This window comes from Sphingomonas sorbitolis, from assembly GCF_036663875.1.
Taxonomy (GTDB): Bacteria; Pseudomonadota; Alphaproteobacteria; order Sphingomonadales; family Sphingomonadaceae; genus Sphingomonas.
Window position 1 is genome coordinate 314,114 of record NZ_JAXOJS010000005.1, and the last position, 15,998, is coordinate 330,111.

Sequence of the window (15,998 nt, forward strand, 5' to 3'; positions counted from 1 at the left end):
CGCTATTCGCCTATCTCAACCCTTGTGGCAGGTGCGAAGAGTTATGCTGCGGCGCACCTAAGATCCTGACCGTTCGGCGGCAGCGATCGACGCAAGATCGCCGTCGAAACCACCGATAAAGCTTGTGAAACCGCCCGCCGGCACCTGATGCTGCTGAGCATGGCGCAATACCGCCGCGAACGTCTCCAGCCGCGCCGCCTCGAAAGTCGCGCCGAAGACCAGCGTGACGATCTGCATCATCACGTCGGCTTGGCCTGGCAGGCAGGCGGCCTTGAACAATGCGGCGAAATCGCCGTCGTCGTGCTCGGCCGACACTGCAAGATCATGCGCCCGACCCAGCGTCCGGTGGAGCGCGGCCCGACTACGCGCTTCGGCAGCCCGGACCTGCGCCGCACTCTCGCGCGCCATCGCCAGCTGCTCGCCAAGTGGACCAGCCACCACATACTCGGCCGGCAACGGATCGTCGAGTACCAGCGTCTCCACGGGCGCCGGTTCGGCAGGCATGACATCGAACCCACCACTCGGACCATCGGCCCAGACCTGCGCGGCCGCCCCAGCGACGCGGGAATTGCCCTGAACCGCCGCATCGAGCTCCGCCGACAGCGCCGCCTGCAGATCGGCGTCGGCGAGTTCCTTCCAGTTGATCACGCCGTAGATGAAATCGATCGTCACCCCACCCGACGCGAACGGCATGAGAATGCCGCGATACAGAGTCGTCCGCCCCCGGCTGCTGACGAATTCCGCCTCGAAGCCGATCGGCGCGCGATTGGCGATGATCTGGAGATAATGATCGGTCAGCCGCGACAGCAGCGAGCGGCTCGGTACGTCGGCGATCGTCGCGATCGGCCCTTCCAGCCCGCATTCCTCGCGCAGGGCACGGCCGAGATACGCGATCTTCGGGTCGCCCATCCCGTGGCTGAAATCGAGCAGTACGCTGTGCGGGCCGAAATCGGTGATCGTCTCGGGCTCGAGGTTCGCGATCGACGGATAGGGGCGTCCGTCGAGCAGCGACACCCAGTGATTATACGCGCGGACATGCATGCGCCGCTCGTCGCCACCGAGATCGAACATGATGTCGTTGACGCCCGCATCGGTCGAACCGCCAGCATCCGCCATCGTCCGATCCGACGGTCCTGCGAACGCCGGAATATCTGCGCCCGCTGCGCGTCCGTGCTCTACGCTGCGTGCCGTCGTCATGCCCAAAGATCCCCGTATCGTCGCCATGCTTGTGCACCGCGCTTGGTAAACACCGGGTAAACTCGCAAACCGCTTGTCAGCCCGCAAAACCGCTGGTAGTTGCCGCCACCTCGACCGGATACGTCCGTCGTCGGGCCGCTTTAGCTCAGCTGGTAGAGCATCGCATTCGTAATGCGGGGGTCACAGGTTCGAGTCCTGTAAGCGGCACCATCGACATATTGTTGAAGTACAACGATCTTCCAGGCGGCTTCTTGCCCGTAAATCCGGTAATCCGGGTTTTGGTACCGCGGTCGTATCGCCAGCCTATTTTCCGGCGCCGGAGCAGGGTGCGACCTTGATTGGCAGCGTTACGACGGTCTCTCCGCCTCAAGACGATCTACCTTTACGAAGCGTCCTGCACGTCCTTCTCGAACACGAGTGCGAGGTAAAGATTTGCGAGCGCATAGTGGCTCGAACACGCGTTCGGGTCCTCCGTCGCGGCAGCCATCTCAAGCTCCATTTCGGCGCGACGCTCGTAATAGCGTCGATCCTCATCCGTCACCACAATCCGCCTCCTGCGCGGCTTGAGCCGCGTCCTTCCTTGTCTGCGCGATCGCTCGCGTTTGGCGGGTTCCTAAACCTTGGACTGGGCTATCACAAGGTTCATTGTTCACGTTCTGTTCTTGCGCTCTGCAGAGCTAACCGGAGGGGGAATCGGCTCATGAGTAGCTTGCGGCTCCACCAAATACCGTTCGAGTGGCGTCTCGCGAAGTTCCGTTCTTCCCGTGTCGCACGTCGGCTAATTTCCCGTCGCCTGCGCACGGCGATATGAAGGAACCGAGCGATGGCGGGTGCCGGGATGAACGACGGCGATCTGGCGGTATCATGGCGATCGCGCCCGGCATTGCCTCGATCGCAATGTGGCGCCCAATCTGGATCAGCACGGCAATTCGATGCTCAACGCCCGCACCGCGGGTCCGTCTTCGGTCCCCGGATCGTCTGAATGGAGCGTCTCCACACACGCTTGCCGACGAAGCGAAGCGCGCACATGATCGTGCAAAAGGGGGACGCGCGTGAACAAGTGGGTGCTGATAGTGGCGCTGGTCATGGCAACGCCGGTCACGGCGCGGGATCTGGGCATGCCGGCCGACAAGGGCTGGAAACATGCCGAAACCGGCCTGATTCTCATGCCGCAACTGGCCGGTCTTTCGCGCACGACGCTGACCGATGCGACCAAGACCGAGCATGACGTGGCGGCGCAATATGACGTAGCGGACAAGAGCGTGTTCGCAACGATCTATCTCTTCCACCCCGCGATTCCCGATGTGGCGCTATGGTTCGATCGGTCGCAGACCGCACTCGAAACGCGCGACATCTTCCGCCATGCCGCCCCGGCAAGCGCCGATCCGATCGCCTTCGCCGCGACGAACAGCGGCACGGCAACGTCCCTGCGCCAGGTCTATGCCACACCCGGCGGCGCATATCGGAGCACTGCCCTAGCGGTCGTGCCGGTCGGCGAGTGGATCGTCAGCATTCGCATGAGTGCGAAGACGCTGACCGCGGACCAGCTCGACGCCCGCCTGCAACAAGTGGTCAAGGCCGTCCGTTGGCCGCCCTCCGTTACCACGGCGACCATCGCGGCCGCCCCGGTCACGACGTGCACCACGCCGCTGACCTTCACCAAGGCCAAACAGGCCAAGCCGAGCGGTGCCGACCTGCTGATGTCCCTGATGGCCAGCACCATGGCTGCCAAGGCGAAAACGGAAGAGAAGTCGGCGCCGCCCGTGCCGCATCCGAGCTGGTGTCGCGACGGCAGCGCGAGCACCGAATACGGCGTCTATCGGTCGAACGCGGGCACGGCCGGTTACATCATGGCACTCTACGATGCCGGTCGGGTCGTCAGCGTCTATCCTTCGCTGATGGGCCAGATTGACAAGAGCGGGACCTATGCGGTGTCGCTGGAGGATGTCGAAGGCACGACGTCCGTCTTTCCGTCGTTCACAGCCCTGCCCTCGCCCAAGCAGGTGTGGGATCTGGTCGGAAGCGGCAAACGCAGCGGTACGATGAAGGGCAAACAGATGACGATCGACCCCAAGGCGCTCTGACCAGGGCGCTTGCTCGAACCGACGATCAGCCGCGATTGATACGATCGATCAGCGCTGGCAGTTCGGCCAGGCTCTCCAGCGTCGCGAAACGATTCGAATCCTCAGGGGGCGTCGCATGCTCATGCGCCCAGGCACCGTCCTGCGGAACATAGGCCGCCCACGCCCCAGCCTCCAGCGCCGGACGCACGTCGGAGCGCATCGAATCCCCTGCCATCACCGCCTCGGCAGGCTGCACCGCATATCGCTCGAACAGCCGCGTGAAGGTGTCGGCGGTCTTGTCGCTGACGATCTCGACACCGGCAAAGCGATCACCGAGGCCAGACGCGGCAAGCTTCGCTTCCTGATGCAACAGGTCGCCCTTGGTGACGAGGACAAGCCGACCGCGATCCGCCAAATCTTCCAGCGTCTGCGCGATCCCGTCGAACAGTTCGACCGGGTACGCAAGCAGCGACCGGCCTGCCGCGAGGATGTCCGCGACCATCGTCGGCTTCAGATCGGCACCGCAAAGCTCGACCGCGGTCTCGATCATCGACAGCGTGAAACCCTTCGCGCCGTACCCGTAAAGCGGCAGGTTGCGCGCCTCGCACGCTTCCAGCGCCGGGCGGGCGACCTGCGCGTCGGCGAACGGCCGCAGCATCTCCAGCAGCGCATCCTCGGCCGCATTGAAGTGCCGCATGTTGTGCCAGAGCGTGTCGTCGGCATCGAGGCAGATAAGGCGTATCGTCATGGTCACGTTTTACACCCGGCATTTTGTCGCACCATGACTATTCGTCGACAGCGCGCGCCGTAAACCGTCAAACCAGGCTGTTCGTGGGAGACCAACCATACTCACGCGGCAGGATCGATATGATTGCCACTATGCTCTGCGGGATCTTGCTCCGCGCCCAGTCGCGGGCAAAGTGGAACAGTCAACAGAATTTATCGTATAACAAAGTTTGCCTCCGTTTCAGTGCATACTGAGATTCATAATATCATTAAGACGAGTATTTTCCTCCCAGGGCGAATCGCCCAAAAAGGAGAGTATGATGCCAACGCAGAAACAGATCGCGGAACTTGCCCACTCGCTCCACGATCGGAAGATCATCAATCTCGATACATCGATGCGCGACGCCCTCAGTGTATCGTCGACGGTTCTGAACGATCCGAACGTCGTCGCCGACTGGAATGTCGTCGGTGGGTCCCACTATTTCCTGGTCACGGGAATTCAGGGTGGTCTGGAAAAGGTCGCAAACCCGTCGACCATCGGAAAGACGATCGCTCAGCATTGAGCGTCACGGACATAATGGCGTTTCGTCGTCGCATCATGGCCATGACGAAGCGCCATTATACATATGAGCAATGTCATGGCTGATAAGACCGTCGAAGACGAACGCATTACGATCGAACTGGTAAAGTACTTCTTGTCGGTCAGGCCGCTTATCGCCAAGTTGGACGCGATAGACGCCGACACGTTTCAATCCCAAGGGTTGCGCGCATCGAAGGTCATTTCCGAAATCCTGCTGTTCTTCGAACTGGCGGAATCGGTCGTCACGCGCGCTGGGCAGCTTCGCGACCGCGTCGTGGTGTTCGTTTCATGGGCGGTGCATGAGGTGTGTACAGAGGCGTTTATTGCCAACGCGGAACGGCGGCCAGCCGAGGCAAGCAGGTTCGGTATCATTCTATTGTGCTCGCGACGCTATGGTGTGTGCTCGCCTATGCTGGCGCGGATCGAGGCACTGATCCGGTCGCCCGGATATTTCGCCGTCGAGCGGCTCCCGTTCCGGCATCACGAAGCGACGTGGCTGTACGAGCGGGTGACGAACGTTGCCGTTGCCGAACATCTTGTATGCCGGTCATCGCTTTTATCGCGATTTACGCACCCCTCGATGATGGCGAGGACGGATCTTTACGCAAAGACGCATTCGGCGATGTTCGAAACCGATTTTGGCCGTCGCCGATCGGAGCACTGTACGATATTCCCCGACGTGGCGATCGCGCTGGATCACGATCTGGCCTATACGTTCTGCGATGCGGACTGGGATCTCGTCGGGGAAATCTGCCTGACGCAGGTGTTTCTGGAATGTCGCGGCCCGACTTTCCAACAGGCAGACGCTGCCCTGAGGTCGATATATAAAAAGTTCGGTTTTATACCGTCGATTACATTCGACAGTAAGACGGCGAGTTCTTTGCCGGAGCAGGACACCGATCTCTATCGCTTCATTCATTCCTATCACACCACGTTGGTATTCGGGTTGCTGATAGTGTGTGCCGCCAATGCCATTCCCGCCCGCATCGAGAGGTCCGATATCGAACCGGCGAGCGGAAATGTCTTGGCTGCGATCGTCGAGAAATTCGGTGTTTCGGAATTGGACTATGGGCCGATGAACGAAGACTGGTTCTCGGACGATTTCGAGATAGGGTTGGACACGCTGATCGATGGCTATGCGACGCGCTGCTACGTTAGTCACGGTCTTGGCGATGCTCGCGCATTGCTCGAGCAATGCGCGGAACACGCGGGACCATTAGCACGCGACTCACACGCCTTTTACGCGCGCTTCTGATCACCCATCGGTCGAACCTACGCCGATGCGTCGAACTCGTTAAACGCGGAGCGCACTTCGTCGGCGGTGGCGTCATCAGCGACGTCGACCGTGACCACGACCCTGCCGTTCAACGCGGCATCATCTCGCGTCTCTTGGCTTGAAGTGCCAGCAGCGGCGTCGGCGCCGGCATCTTCGGTGCCCGCGGAGTTCGCAGCGCCATCCGGGGCGACCAGGACCTTGGCACGATCGATGTTGAATTGCTGGACCAGCCGCTCGACGGTCATCTCGGCTTCACGGCGCGTGTCGAATTTTCCGGTCAGTTTCATGGTCGTCTCTCCAGCCGGTATGGCTTTCTGGAACAACCATCCAGATCGCTGACGGTGCCATGCGGCACGGCTTTTCGTCACACCAGCGCGCAGCGATTGACGTGATCTGTCGTCGGCTCTTACCGTGGCGACCATGCCAGGCTTTGAAAGCCGAACCCTGCTCGACTGGAAAAGTGCATGCCGCAACGCGCGCTCAAGCCCGACCAACGCCTTCGCGAACATCTCGAAGATGCGCTGGTCGAGGCGGAGCAGCTCGGCTGGACGGTCGTCGCGGCGCTTATATCCGAAGCGCTCGATGCAATGGATTCGCCGTTGGCAAATACAGCGTAAAATTGGGCTGGGTTTTTGGCGGAATTGAACCCGAGAAGCCGTAGCAAATTGCATCGAAATGGAGGTTTCTGTTCGGTCGATTTGCATTTGTACGGAAAAGAGACGGTTCGCGCGTAATCCAGGCGAATGGCCAACCCCGATAGTATTGCCATATGAAAATGGTTTGCTAACCCGCCGCCGGGGGAGAGAAATATGCAGGCGGGGGCGGCGTTTGTCGTACATGGACGATCGGGACAGCGTGACGCTCCGGATCTAGGATCGGACCGGGCGACGACTGCGCCGGTTCATGCCACGCCATATCGTGGCGACATCGATGGTCTGCGCGCGATCTCGGTTATTGCGGTCATCATCTATCATCTGTTCCCGACCCGCTTCCCGGCGGGCGGGTTGGGTGTCGATATCTTCTTCGTCATATCGGGATATCTGATCGGCGGGATCGTCCTCGCCAGCGTTGCGACGCGGCGGTTCACCTTTGGCGATTTCTATCTGCGGCGCTTGCGCCGGATCGCGCCGGCGTTCGTGGTGATGATCATCGCCACCACGTTGGTCTCGACGATCCCGCTCTATCCCCAGGAGTTGGCGAGTTTCGCCACCAGTGCGCTGGCGGCGTTGGCGTGTGTCGGCAACATATTCTTCTATTTCACATCGGACTATTTCGCGGCCGACAGCGCGACCTTGCCGTTGCTGCATACCTGGTCGCTGGGTGTCGAAGAACAATTCTACCTGGTATTTCCGTTCCTGCCGTTGCTGATCGCGCATTCCCGGTGGAAACGATGGCTGGTGCCGATCATGACGGCGACGGCACTGCTCTCGCTGGCGGTGAGCATCGCCTATGTACGGACGAACGCCGCAGCGGCATTTTATCTTCTGCCTAGCCGGTGGTGGGAATTGATGGTCGGCGTCCTCGCATCGCAGATGCGGGGGGACTGGCTGACATCCCGGCCGCTGACGCGCTTGGCCTCCGCCGCGGCAGGGCTGGGTCTGATCGCCGCCTCCCTCCTGCTGGTGCGGCCCGAGCACGGATTTCCGGGGCTGGTCGTCGTGCCGGCCTGCCTGGGAGCGGCGCTGGTTCTGATCACCGGTCAGGGCACATCGACGATGGTGCATCGCGCGTTGAGCGTTTCCCCGGCGCGCTATATCGGCCTGGCGTCCTATTCGCTGTATCTCTGGCACTGGCCGGTCATCGTTCTCTACCGCCAGCACCGACTGATCGGCAAACTGCTGATACGGGACGCGGTCATCGTTCTGATCGTGACGGCGATCCTCGGATTTGCGTCCTGGAAATTCATCGAAGGCCCCTTTCGCGGCAAGATGGCACCACGCCGACTGGGCGCATGGTGCGGCGGGCTGATCGCTATCGCAGCGCTGTTGCAGGTCGGTATCCTGGCGACCGGCGGCCTGCCGGAACGATTTTCCCCCACGGTTCTGGCGATAGCAAGCGCCGGGGGGCAGTCCGGATCGATGCCAAAGCCCAAGGCGAACTGCTTTCTCACCAATCAAAGCAGCGTTGGCGACTTCGACAAGATCCCATGTCTCGCGCGGGAACAGGGCAAGTCCAATTGGCTGCTGGTGGGAGACAGCCATGCATCGATGATGTGGCGTGGGTTATCGGTGGTACTGCCACAGGTGCATTTCCAAACTGCGGTCGTGTTCGGCTGTGAGATGCCGCTCGATCCGCAGCCGACCGGTCGCGTGTGCGACGACCTGATGCACCAGGTGCTGGTCCGCGACCTGGATATCGCGCGGCCCGACGCGGTGCTCGTGATCTGGCGCTGGATCCGGTTGGATATTCCCGCGCTGAAACGGCTGCATGATCGGCTTGCGAGCAAGGGCATCGCGCTGGTCGTCATGGGGCCGACCCCGGAATATTCCATGCCGGTGCCCCGGATCATGGCGGAGAGCGTCAGGCGAAGCGATCCGGGACTGCTGGCACGAACCATCGAACCGCGCCTGTGGAAAAACGATCGGGAACTCGCGGCACAGGCGAAGGCGATCGGGTTTACCTATCTTTCGCCGCTCAAGGCGATGTGCCCCAAACGGCGCTGTATCGTCGAGAGCGCCGACGACGGGCTGCTATATTTCGATGCCGGTCACTATAATCAGGTCGGTTCGCAGACCGCCGTGCGTCGCTTGATCGCGAACGACGCGTCGCAGGGATGGCCCTTGCGACAGGCATTGGCGGACACGAGCGCGCAGACCTACTGAGGCCGGGGAGGGGGCGGAGTCGGGGGTTGCTCGTCGACTCGAAGCCCCCTCGGTTGGCGTCTCCCGTCGATAGCGCGGGGGAACTGGAGCGAAGCCCTGGGTCATTCCCCCAGCAGGCGCCGATATTCGGCCTCCGCATGGCCATAGGTGTCCGCGGCGAGCAGCATCAACTTGGCGCGGTCGCGAACGATCACGCGGCCGCGGACCGCCCGGATCGCCTGTTCCTCCTCGAGCCGGTGGAGCGCATCGGTGATGCTGCTCCGGCGGACGCCAAGCATCAGTCGAAACTCCTCATGGGTCATGCAGATGTCGTCGTCGCGGACGCGATCGTGATAAAGCAGGATCCAGCGTGCCATGCGCCGCTCGATCGAATGCGCGAGCGACGAGACGATCGTCCGTCCCATCTGGATCATGAAGACGTTGACGAACCGCAACAGCGACAGGCGCAGCGTGGTGCTCTGCTCGGCGAGCGTAACGAAGCGCTCGGCCGAAATCCGCAAAGCCTCGCCGCGTTCCGCCCGCATCACCACGTCATAGGGCGATCGTGTCGTGCCGAGCAGCAACGGCCAGCCGATGCACCCTTCGGCACCGATCAACCCGACGGCATAGCGATGCTCGCCTTCGAGCGCGTCGAGCACTCCGGCGATCCCCTCTTCTGGAAAGCACAGGCTGTCGATCACATCCCCTGCATGCGACAGGGTATCGCCGATCGAAAACGGCACGCGGGTCAAATGCGGTGCGAGCAGCGCGAAGTCGTGGGTGCTCAGGCTGCGCAGCAACAGGTTCTTGGTATCGCCCTGTTGGATGTGCTCGATCAACACATCGGGTTCGGCGGTTCCCAATACATTCCACGTCATCGCTGCTTCCCGGAAAAAGGCCCGCTCCTCAAAGGGATCGGGGCTGTGTCCGGTTCCGTACCGCAACCATTGTGTCAAGACCGGGGTTGCTGCCTCTAGATAACAGGAGGCCCCATGACCCTTTCCCTCAAGCAGACGCTCGCCCGTAGCGTCTTCGCATCGTCGCTGGTGTTGACTGCTGGTGGCGCCATCGCGCAGTCGCCGCGGTCGATTTCCGCACCGCCACCACCACCGCCCGCCGCAACCGCGACGCAGCCCGCAAAGACCGCGCCCGACATGCAACAGGTGCTCGATGCACTCGCGGCACTCGGCGGCAAGCCAATCGAGACGCTCACGCCGGCAGAGGCACGCCAACAGCCGTCGGCAGCGGACGGCGCCAAGGCCGTGATGGCGAGCAAGGGCATGCCGACCACGCCCGACCAGAGCGTGGCGACGCAGGACATTCCCTACGGTGCCGATCCCAAGCAGTTCGCCCGGATCTACAAGCCCGCGACCGCCCCTTCCGCAAATGGCGCGCGGGCAGCGCGCCTGCCGGTATTGGTCTATTATCATGGCGGTGGCTGGGTGATCGCCGACGTCGATACCTATGACGCGGCCCCGCGGGCGATGGCCAAGGCGCTCAACGCGATCGTGGTATCGGTCGAATACCGGCACGCGCCAGAGTTCAAATTCCCGGCGCAGCATGACGATGCCGCCGCCGCGTATCGCTGGACGTTGGCGAATGCCGCGTCATGGGGTGGCAACCCCGCGAAAATCGCGATCGCGGGTGAAAGCGCGGGCGGCAATCTGGCGGTCGCGACCGCGATCTACGCGCGCAACAACCGCCTGACGATGCCGTTGCACATCGTTTCGGTCTATCCGATCGCGAACAACGATGCGTCGTTGCCGTCGCGCCGCGACTCCGCGAATGCCAAGCCGCTGAACGCCGCGATGCTGCAATGGTTTGGCTATTATTATCAGTCGAGCAAGGCGGATGCGCAGGACCCCCGGCTGAATCTCGTTGCCGCCGATCTGCGTGGCCTGCCGCCGACCACGATCATCAACGCGCAGATCGATCCCCTGCGCTCCGACGGCGAGACGCTGGCGCAGGCTATGCGTTCGGCAGGGGACCGGGTCGAACAGCGCACCTTCCCCGGCGTGACGCATGAGTTCTTCGGGATGGCGACGGTGGTGCGCGGCGCAAAGGACGCCAACGACCTGGCGGTTGCACGGCTGAAGGCAGCGTTTGCTGGGGCCCCGCGCAAGCGCTGAGGCCAACCGATAAGACCGGCCGATAGGACGCGTCGGTGCCGGCGCGTTCGGTCATCATCATGATCACTGAAAGGCAAAGACATGGTCAACGGACCGATCCGCTATAGCGCCGACGTCGAGCAGGAGCAGGACGGCGAGCAGGCGACCGTCGCCAAGCTCAACGACGCGTTCGATATCATCCTCGAGCGCACCGCGGAGGATTACGGCCACGCGGTTCGGTCGGTCCACGCCAAGTCGCACGGTCTGCTCGAAGGCGAGCTGACGGTCGATGCGAACCTGCCCGCGGAGCTGGCGCAGGGACTGTTCGCCACGCCGGGTGCGCACAAGGTGCTGATCCGTCTCTCGACCAACGCAGGCGATATCCTGCCCGACGTCATCAGCCTGCCACGCGGCCTGGCGATGAAGGTCTTCGATGTCGAGGGTGAGCGACTGCCGGGCGCCGAGGGCAGCGCGCAGGATTTCGTCATGGTCAACGGCCCGGTGTTCCAGGCCAAGACCGCGGAAAAGTTTCTCGGCAATTTGAAACTTCTCGCCAGAACGACGGACCGTATGGAGGGCACCAAGACGGTTGCCTCCGCGGTGTTGCGCGGGGTCCGGCATGCTCTCGAAGCGGTCGGCGGCGAATTGCCGAGCGGGCTGAACTCGCTCGGCGGTGCGCCCAATTCGGAGCCGCTTGGCGATACCTATTACAGCGCCACCGCGTTCCGGTATGGTGACTATATCGCCAAGTTCAGCCTGGCGCCGGTCGCACCGGACATGACCGCGCTCACTGGCAAGGAGATCGACGTCGACGGGCGCGAGAACGCGATCCGCGAGGAGGTCCGTGCCGAGGTGCGCGGCATGGATCTCGAATGGGAATTCCGGGTCCAGCTATGCCGCGATCTCGACGCGCAGCCGGTCGAGGACGCGACCGTGCAATGGGACGAGCAGGATGCGCCGTTCCTCCGCGTCGGCACGGTGCGCGCGGCGGCACAGGATAGCTGGAGCGACGATCATGTCCGTCGCATCAACGAGGAAAGCCGCTTCAGCGTGTGGACCGGCATCGCCGCGCATCGCCCGCTGGGCAACATCAACCGCGTCCGCAAGGACACGTATCGCCATTCGGCGGACTTCCGTGCGCGCACCAACGGATGCCCCTATCACGAGCCGGTCGCGCGCGACGCCGGGGCGGGGCAGGGCTGATGCGCGCCGCGCCGTTTCCGCCCGCGGACATGCCCGCCGAGCTGCGTCCGTTGCATGACGAGATGGGCGCCTACATCGCCGAGCATCTCAAGGGGTTCGTGTCGCGTCGGGACGACGGCGCCCTGATCGGGCCGTTCGCCCCGATGCTGCGCTTCCCCTCCTTTGGTCGCGCGGCGTGGACCTATACCAAGGCGCTGATCGATAACGCGACGCTACCCAAGCCCGCGCATGAGGTTGCGATCCTCGTCACAGGCGCGGCGTTCAATTCGCGGTACGAACTGTACGCGCATGAGCGGGTGGGGGCGGCCGTCGGCTTGAGCGATGCAAAGGTCGCGACGATCGCGGCGGGCCAGCGTCCTGCCGACCTGACCGAGGAAGAAGCCGCCGCCTACGACGTTGCGGCCACGCTGGCCGGCGGCCGCCAGCTCCCGGCAACCACCTACCGGCGCGCGGTTGCCGCATTCGGCGAGGATCGCACCGCCGAACTGATCTATCTGGTCGGCGGCTATTGCCTCGTCTCGCTGCTGCTCAATGCCTATGACATGTCGGTGCCCGGCCGCGAGGAAAGCCTGCCCGACGACCGGGGAGACGACGCATGAGCACCCGACGGACCATGGGCGCGGTAGCCGGTGGGCTCGTTGCCGGGCTGGCGATCACGGCCTTGCTGATGCGCGGCGAGAAGACGACCGGGACACCGTCGGAACTCGTCGATCTCGAACGGACGACCGCGCGCAAGCTCGGGCTGGCGACTCCCCCGGCGGATCGGTTGGCGACGTCGGGCGAGCAGGCGATCGTGCAGGGCGGGCATCTGCTGCTCTCCGCGGGCGCGGCGATCGTCTATGCCGCGGCGACAGATGAGGACAGCGACGTGCTGGTGTCCGGAATCGGTTTCGGCCTGGCGTTTTACGGGGCGATGCACTGGCTGGTAGGGCCGTTGCTGGGCGTCAAACCTCCCGAATGGGACGCGGATTCGAGCACGATCGGCCTGCACACGCTGAACCATGTCGGGTTTGGCCTGGCGACCGCGGCCGGGGCCAAGCTGGCGGCGCGCGCATGACGCCGCGATGGCCAACCCTGCGCACGTATGGAGCATGGCGCGTGATGCCGAAACCCGAGTCCTGCACGCACGTTGAGGCGCACTGACATGCCGATCATCACCACCGACACTTTGGCGATCGCTTATACTGATACGGGCTCGCGCGCGGGACAGCCGGTGCTGCTGATCCATGGCTGGCCCGACGATGGCTCGACCTGGGACGCGGTCCTGCCGATGCTCCATGCTGCCGGCTTGCGCACCATCGTGCCGACGCTGCGCGGTTTCGGCGAAACCCAGTTCCTGACCGCGGAGACGCCGCGGACCGGTAACAGCGCGGTGCTGGCGATGGACATGATCGCGCTGATGGATGCGCTTGGCATCGAACGGTTCATGATCGCGGGACATGACTGGGGCTCGAATACCGCCGAAGCGCTCGCGGTCGGCTGGCCGGACCGGGTCGCGCGACTGGCGATGCTGGCCACGCCACCGCGTCTCGGCGGGATGCCGACGCCGCCGTTCGCGCAGGCGCAACGGCAATGGTATCACTGGTTCATGGCGACCGCGCGTGGTGCGCAAGCGGTCCGCGACGACCGCAAGGGGTTCGCGCATATCCACTGGGAGAACTGGTCGCCGCGGGGCTGGTTCGACGAGGCGACGTTTCAGCGGGTCGCGCGATCCTTCGACACGCCCGATTGGGTCGACGTCACGCTGCACAGCTACCGTGCGCGGTGGGACGAAGCCGAGCCCGATCCCCGCAGCCAGTGGCTCGAGGACAAGGTGAAGGCGACCGAGACGCTGGCGTTGCCGGCGATCTATATCCAGGGTGCGGTCGATGGCGTGAATCCACCCTCCGCCAGCAAGGCGGTGCCGAGCAAATTCGTCGGTCCGTTCGCCTTTGTCGAACTGTCCGGCGTCGGCCATTTCCCCCAGCGCGAAAACCCGCGCGCGGTCGCCCGCCACCTGATCCAGCTTTTCACCGGCACCCCTGCCGATCTTTCCGATACCGTTGACCGGAGCCTTTTGATGTCCAAGACCAAGCCCTTTCTCGCCGGCGCTGCTGCAATCGCGGTGATCGCCGCCGCCGCGATCGGCGTCGCGCAGGCCCGGCCGCGCGGTGCCAGCGCGTTGACGCAAGTCGCGCAGTTCGATCACCAGGCGACCGGCGTCGCAGTCACCGCCGACGGCCGCCGCTTCGTCAATTTCCCGCGCTGGACCGACGACGCGCCGATCTCGGTCGCCGAAGTGATGAAGGACGGGTCGCTAAAGGCCTATCCGGATGCCAAGTGGAACAGCTGGCGCAACGCCAAGTCGAACGAGATGCCGGTCGGCGATTATTTCGTCTGCGTGCAGTCGATCGTGCCCGATGGCCACGGCAATCTCTGGGTGCTCGATCCCGGCGCGCCCGGCAACGAGAAGATCCTCGAAGGCGCGCCCAAGCTGGTCAAGATCGATCTGGCGACCAACCGCGTGACGAAGGTCATCAAGGTGCCGCTCGACGTCGCGTTGCAGGGCACCTACCTCAACGACATCCGCTTTTCGCCCGATGGCCGGACCGGGTACATCACGGACTCGGGCACGCGCGGTGCGATCATCGTCATCGACCTCGAAACCGGCAAGGGTTTCCGCGCGCTCGATGGGCACGTGTCGACGCAGATCGACAAGAGCGTGACGGTGATGACCGACGGCAAGCCGCTCGTCCGCCCCGACAATCGTCAGCCGGCCTTTGCCGCCGACGGCATCGCGATCTCCAACGATGGCAAGACGCTCTACTACCAGGCGCTGACCGGCAAGACGCTGTATGCGATCGACACCGCGTTGCTGCGCGACGGCGTCAGTGAGACGGACCGCGCGGCGGGCGTGAAGACGGTGGCAGAGACGCACGTCGCCGACGGCCTGTGGATGAGCAAGGCGGGGGTCCTCTACATCTCGTCACCCACCGACAATGGCATCACCCGGCTGGTCGGCGATCATGTCGAGCCGGTGCTGACCGATCCGCGCCTGCGCTGGCCCGACACCTTCTCCGAAGGCGCGGATGGCCGCATCTATGTAACCGCGAGCCACATTCAGGACACGAGCTGGTTCAAACCTGGGGCACCAGCATCGCTTCGTACCGAGCTGTTCTCGTTCGTCCCCGGCGCCGCCAAGGGCAAATGAGGGCTACATGACCTGTCTGCCCTACAGCGACGCCATTGAGACGATCCAGCCGAACGAGCAGGAGTCGATCGAGGGTATCATCAAGGGCATGGCCGATCAGACCCGCACGGTCGAGACGCGCGAACATCATGCGGTGCGGCCCAGCCATGCCAAGAGTTCCGCGTGCGTCGTCGGCGACCTGACGATCCACCCGGGTCTTCCCGCCGAACTCGTTCAGGGTCTGTTCGCGAAACCCGGCACGCATCCCGTCGCGGTTCGCATCGCCCAAGGGCTTGGCGAGACGCTGCCGGGGCACGACGTCGACATCCCCGCCTGACCACCGTTCCGCCGATGTCTTTTATCGGCGGAGCGGCCGGGCCGTCATCGCTATGTTCAGGTTCGCGTGCTATATATTACGCGTGACAACAGCGATTCCCCATACCTACGCCATCGGCATAGAGCCGGACGACATCGACTTCATGGGTCACGTCAACAACGCGAACTATCTGAAGTGGGTTCAGGCCGCGGTGATCGACCATTGGCAACGCCTTGCGCCCGCCGAAGCGGTGGCCGGGCACCTGTGGGTCGCGTTGAAACACGAGATCACCTACCGCAAGCCGGCGTTCCTCAACGACGACGTGATCGCAACGGTATTGCTCGAGAAGGTCCAGGGCGCGCGCGCGTTCTACGAGACGATCATCAAGCGCGGCGAGGACGTGCTCGCTGAGGTGAAGTCGAGCTGGTGCTGCCTCGATGCGGAGACGCTGCGCCCGTCGCGGTTGGCGAATAGCGTGGTCGAGCATTTCTTTCCGAAGGACCCGGCGGCAGCCTGATTGAGACCACCACCCCCGGCGGACTTACCACCCCGGCGGAGG

Annotated in this window: 16 protein-coding genes and 1 tRNA gene; 12 read left to right on the plus strand and 5 right to left on the minus strand. The window is 63.5% G+C overall.

Features of this window, described 5'->3' with window-relative positions; genetic code table 11:
- Positions 1 to 57: 57 nt before the first annotated feature.
- Positions 58 to 1,197: a PAS domain-containing protein gene (locus tag U1763_RS16380; RefSeq protein ID WP_332756029.1), complete on the minus strand. Its 1,140-nt coding sequence runs from the start codon at positions 1,195 to 1,197 to the stop codon at positions 58 to 60.
- A 134-nt stretch (positions 1,198 to 1,331) separates the two neighbouring features.
- Between U1763_RS16380 and U1763_RS16385 the strand changes: the two genes are divergently transcribed.
- Positions 1,332 to 1,407 (plus strand) — tRNA-Thr (locus U1763_RS16385).
- Positions 1,408 to 1,579: 172 nt separating this feature from the next.
- On the opposite strand, the gene U1763_RS16390 is transcribed toward U1763_RS16385, so the two are convergent.
- Positions 1,580 to 1,741 (minus strand): hypothetical protein, encoded by a 162-nt coding sequence (locus U1763_RS16390; protein WP_277983854.1) that lies wholly within the window; start codon positions 1,739 to 1,741, stop codon positions 1,580 to 1,582.
- A gap of 508 nt (positions 1,742 to 2,249) precedes the next feature.
- On the opposite strand from U1763_RS16390, the gene U1763_RS16395 reads away from it, so the two are divergent.
- Entirely contained in the window at positions 2,250 to 3,281 is a 1,032-nt protein-coding gene (locus tag U1763_RS16395) for a hypothetical protein (RefSeq protein ID WP_332756030.1), read from the plus strand.
- A 25-nt stretch (positions 3,282 to 3,306) separates the two neighbouring features.
- Here U1763_RS16395 and U1763_RS16400 read toward each other — a convergent pair whose 3' ends face one another.
- Positions 3,307 to 4,008, minus strand: a complete 702-nt coding sequence (locus tag U1763_RS16400) for an HAD family hydrolase (RefSeq protein WP_332756031.1) — start codon at positions 4,006 to 4,008, stop codon at positions 3,307 to 3,309.
- A gap of 298 nt (positions 4,009 to 4,306) precedes the next feature.
- Between U1763_RS16400 and U1763_RS16405 the strand changes: the two genes are divergently transcribed.
- Together U1763_RS16405 and U1763_RS16410 are read left to right on the plus strand one after the other, a co-directional pair.
- Complete coding sequence (locus U1763_RS16405) at positions 4,307 to 4,549, plus strand: hypothetical protein (RefSeq protein ID WP_132734839.1); 243 nt, start codon at positions 4,307 to 4,309, stop codon at positions 4,547 to 4,549.
- A 75-nt stretch (positions 4,550 to 4,624) separates the two neighbouring features.
- Positions 4,625 to 5,821 carry a DUF6895 family protein gene (locus tag U1763_RS16410; RefSeq protein ID WP_332756032.1) on the plus strand — a complete coding sequence of 399 codons (1,197 nt, stop codon included), beginning with the start codon at positions 4,625 to 4,627 and terminating at the stop codon, positions 5,819 to 5,821.
- A 17-nt stretch (positions 5,822 to 5,838) separates the two neighbouring features.
- On the opposite strand, the gene U1763_RS16415 is transcribed toward U1763_RS16410, so the two are convergent.
- Entirely contained in the window at positions 5,839 to 6,681 is an 843-nt protein-coding gene (locus U1763_RS16415; RefSeq protein WP_332756033.1) for a hypothetical protein, read from the minus strand.
- On the opposite strand from U1763_RS16415, the gene U1763_RS16420 reads away from it, so the two are divergent.
- Positions 6,652 to 8,664, plus strand: coding sequence for an acyltransferase family protein (locus U1763_RS16420; RefSeq protein WP_332756034.1), 2,013 nt, complete (start codon positions 6,652 to 6,654; stop codon positions 8,662 to 8,664). The genes U1763_RS16415 and U1763_RS16420 overlap by 30 nt on opposite strands.
- A 101-nt stretch (positions 8,665 to 8,765) precedes the next feature.
- Here U1763_RS16420 and U1763_RS16425 read toward each other — a convergent pair whose 3' ends face one another.
- Entirely contained in the window at positions 8,766 to 9,521 is a 756-nt protein-coding gene (locus U1763_RS16425) for a Crp/Fnr family transcriptional regulator (protein ID WP_132895801.1), read from the minus strand.
- Between the two features lie 114 nt (positions 9,522 to 9,635).
- On the opposite strand from U1763_RS16425, the gene U1763_RS16430 reads away from it, so the two are divergent.
- The 7 genes from U1763_RS16430 to U1763_RS16460 all read left to right on the plus strand — a co-directional run bounded on the left by U1763_RS16430 (position 9,636) and on the right by U1763_RS16460 (position 15,956).
- On the plus strand, positions 9,636 to 10,772 hold the full coding sequence (locus tag U1763_RS16430; protein ID WP_332756035.1) for an alpha/beta hydrolase: 1,137 nt from the start codon (positions 9,636 to 9,638) through the stop codon (positions 10,770 to 10,772).
- A gap of 81 nt (positions 10,773 to 10,853) precedes the next feature.
- Positions 10,854 to 11,954 carry a catalase family protein gene (locus U1763_RS16435; RefSeq protein ID WP_332756036.1) on the plus strand — a complete coding sequence of 367 codons (1,101 nt, stop codon included), beginning with the start codon at positions 10,854 to 10,856 and terminating at the stop codon, positions 11,952 to 11,954.
- Positions 11,954 to 12,553: a carboxymuconolactone decarboxylase family protein gene (locus U1763_RS16440; protein WP_332756037.1), complete on the plus strand. Its 600-nt coding sequence runs from the start codon at positions 11,954 to 11,956 to the stop codon at positions 12,551 to 12,553. Before U1763_RS16435 ends, U1763_RS16440 begins: the two co-directional genes overlap by 1 nt.
- Entirely contained in the window at positions 12,550 to 13,011 is a 462-nt protein-coding gene (locus U1763_RS16445) for a hypothetical protein (RefSeq protein ID WP_332756038.1), read from the plus strand. Before U1763_RS16440 ends, U1763_RS16445 begins: the two co-directional genes overlap by 4 nt.
- Positions 13,012 to 13,098: 87 nt before the next feature.
- Entirely contained in the window at positions 13,099 to 15,144 is a 2,046-nt protein-coding gene (locus tag U1763_RS16450) for an L-dopachrome tautomerase-related protein (RefSeq protein WP_332756039.1), read from the plus strand.
- A 7-nt stretch (positions 15,145 to 15,151) separates the two neighbouring features.
- On the plus strand, positions 15,152 to 15,460 hold the full coding sequence (locus U1763_RS16455; RefSeq protein WP_332756040.1) for a hypothetical protein: 309 nt from the start codon (positions 15,152 to 15,154) through the stop codon (positions 15,458 to 15,460).
- Positions 15,461 to 15,542: 82 nt separating this feature from the next.
- Positions 15,543 to 15,956 (plus strand): acyl-CoA thioesterase, encoded by a 414-nt coding sequence (locus U1763_RS16460; protein ID WP_332756041.1) that lies wholly within the window; start codon positions 15,543 to 15,545, stop codon positions 15,954 to 15,956.
- Positions 15,957 to 15,998 lie beyond the last annotated feature (42 nt).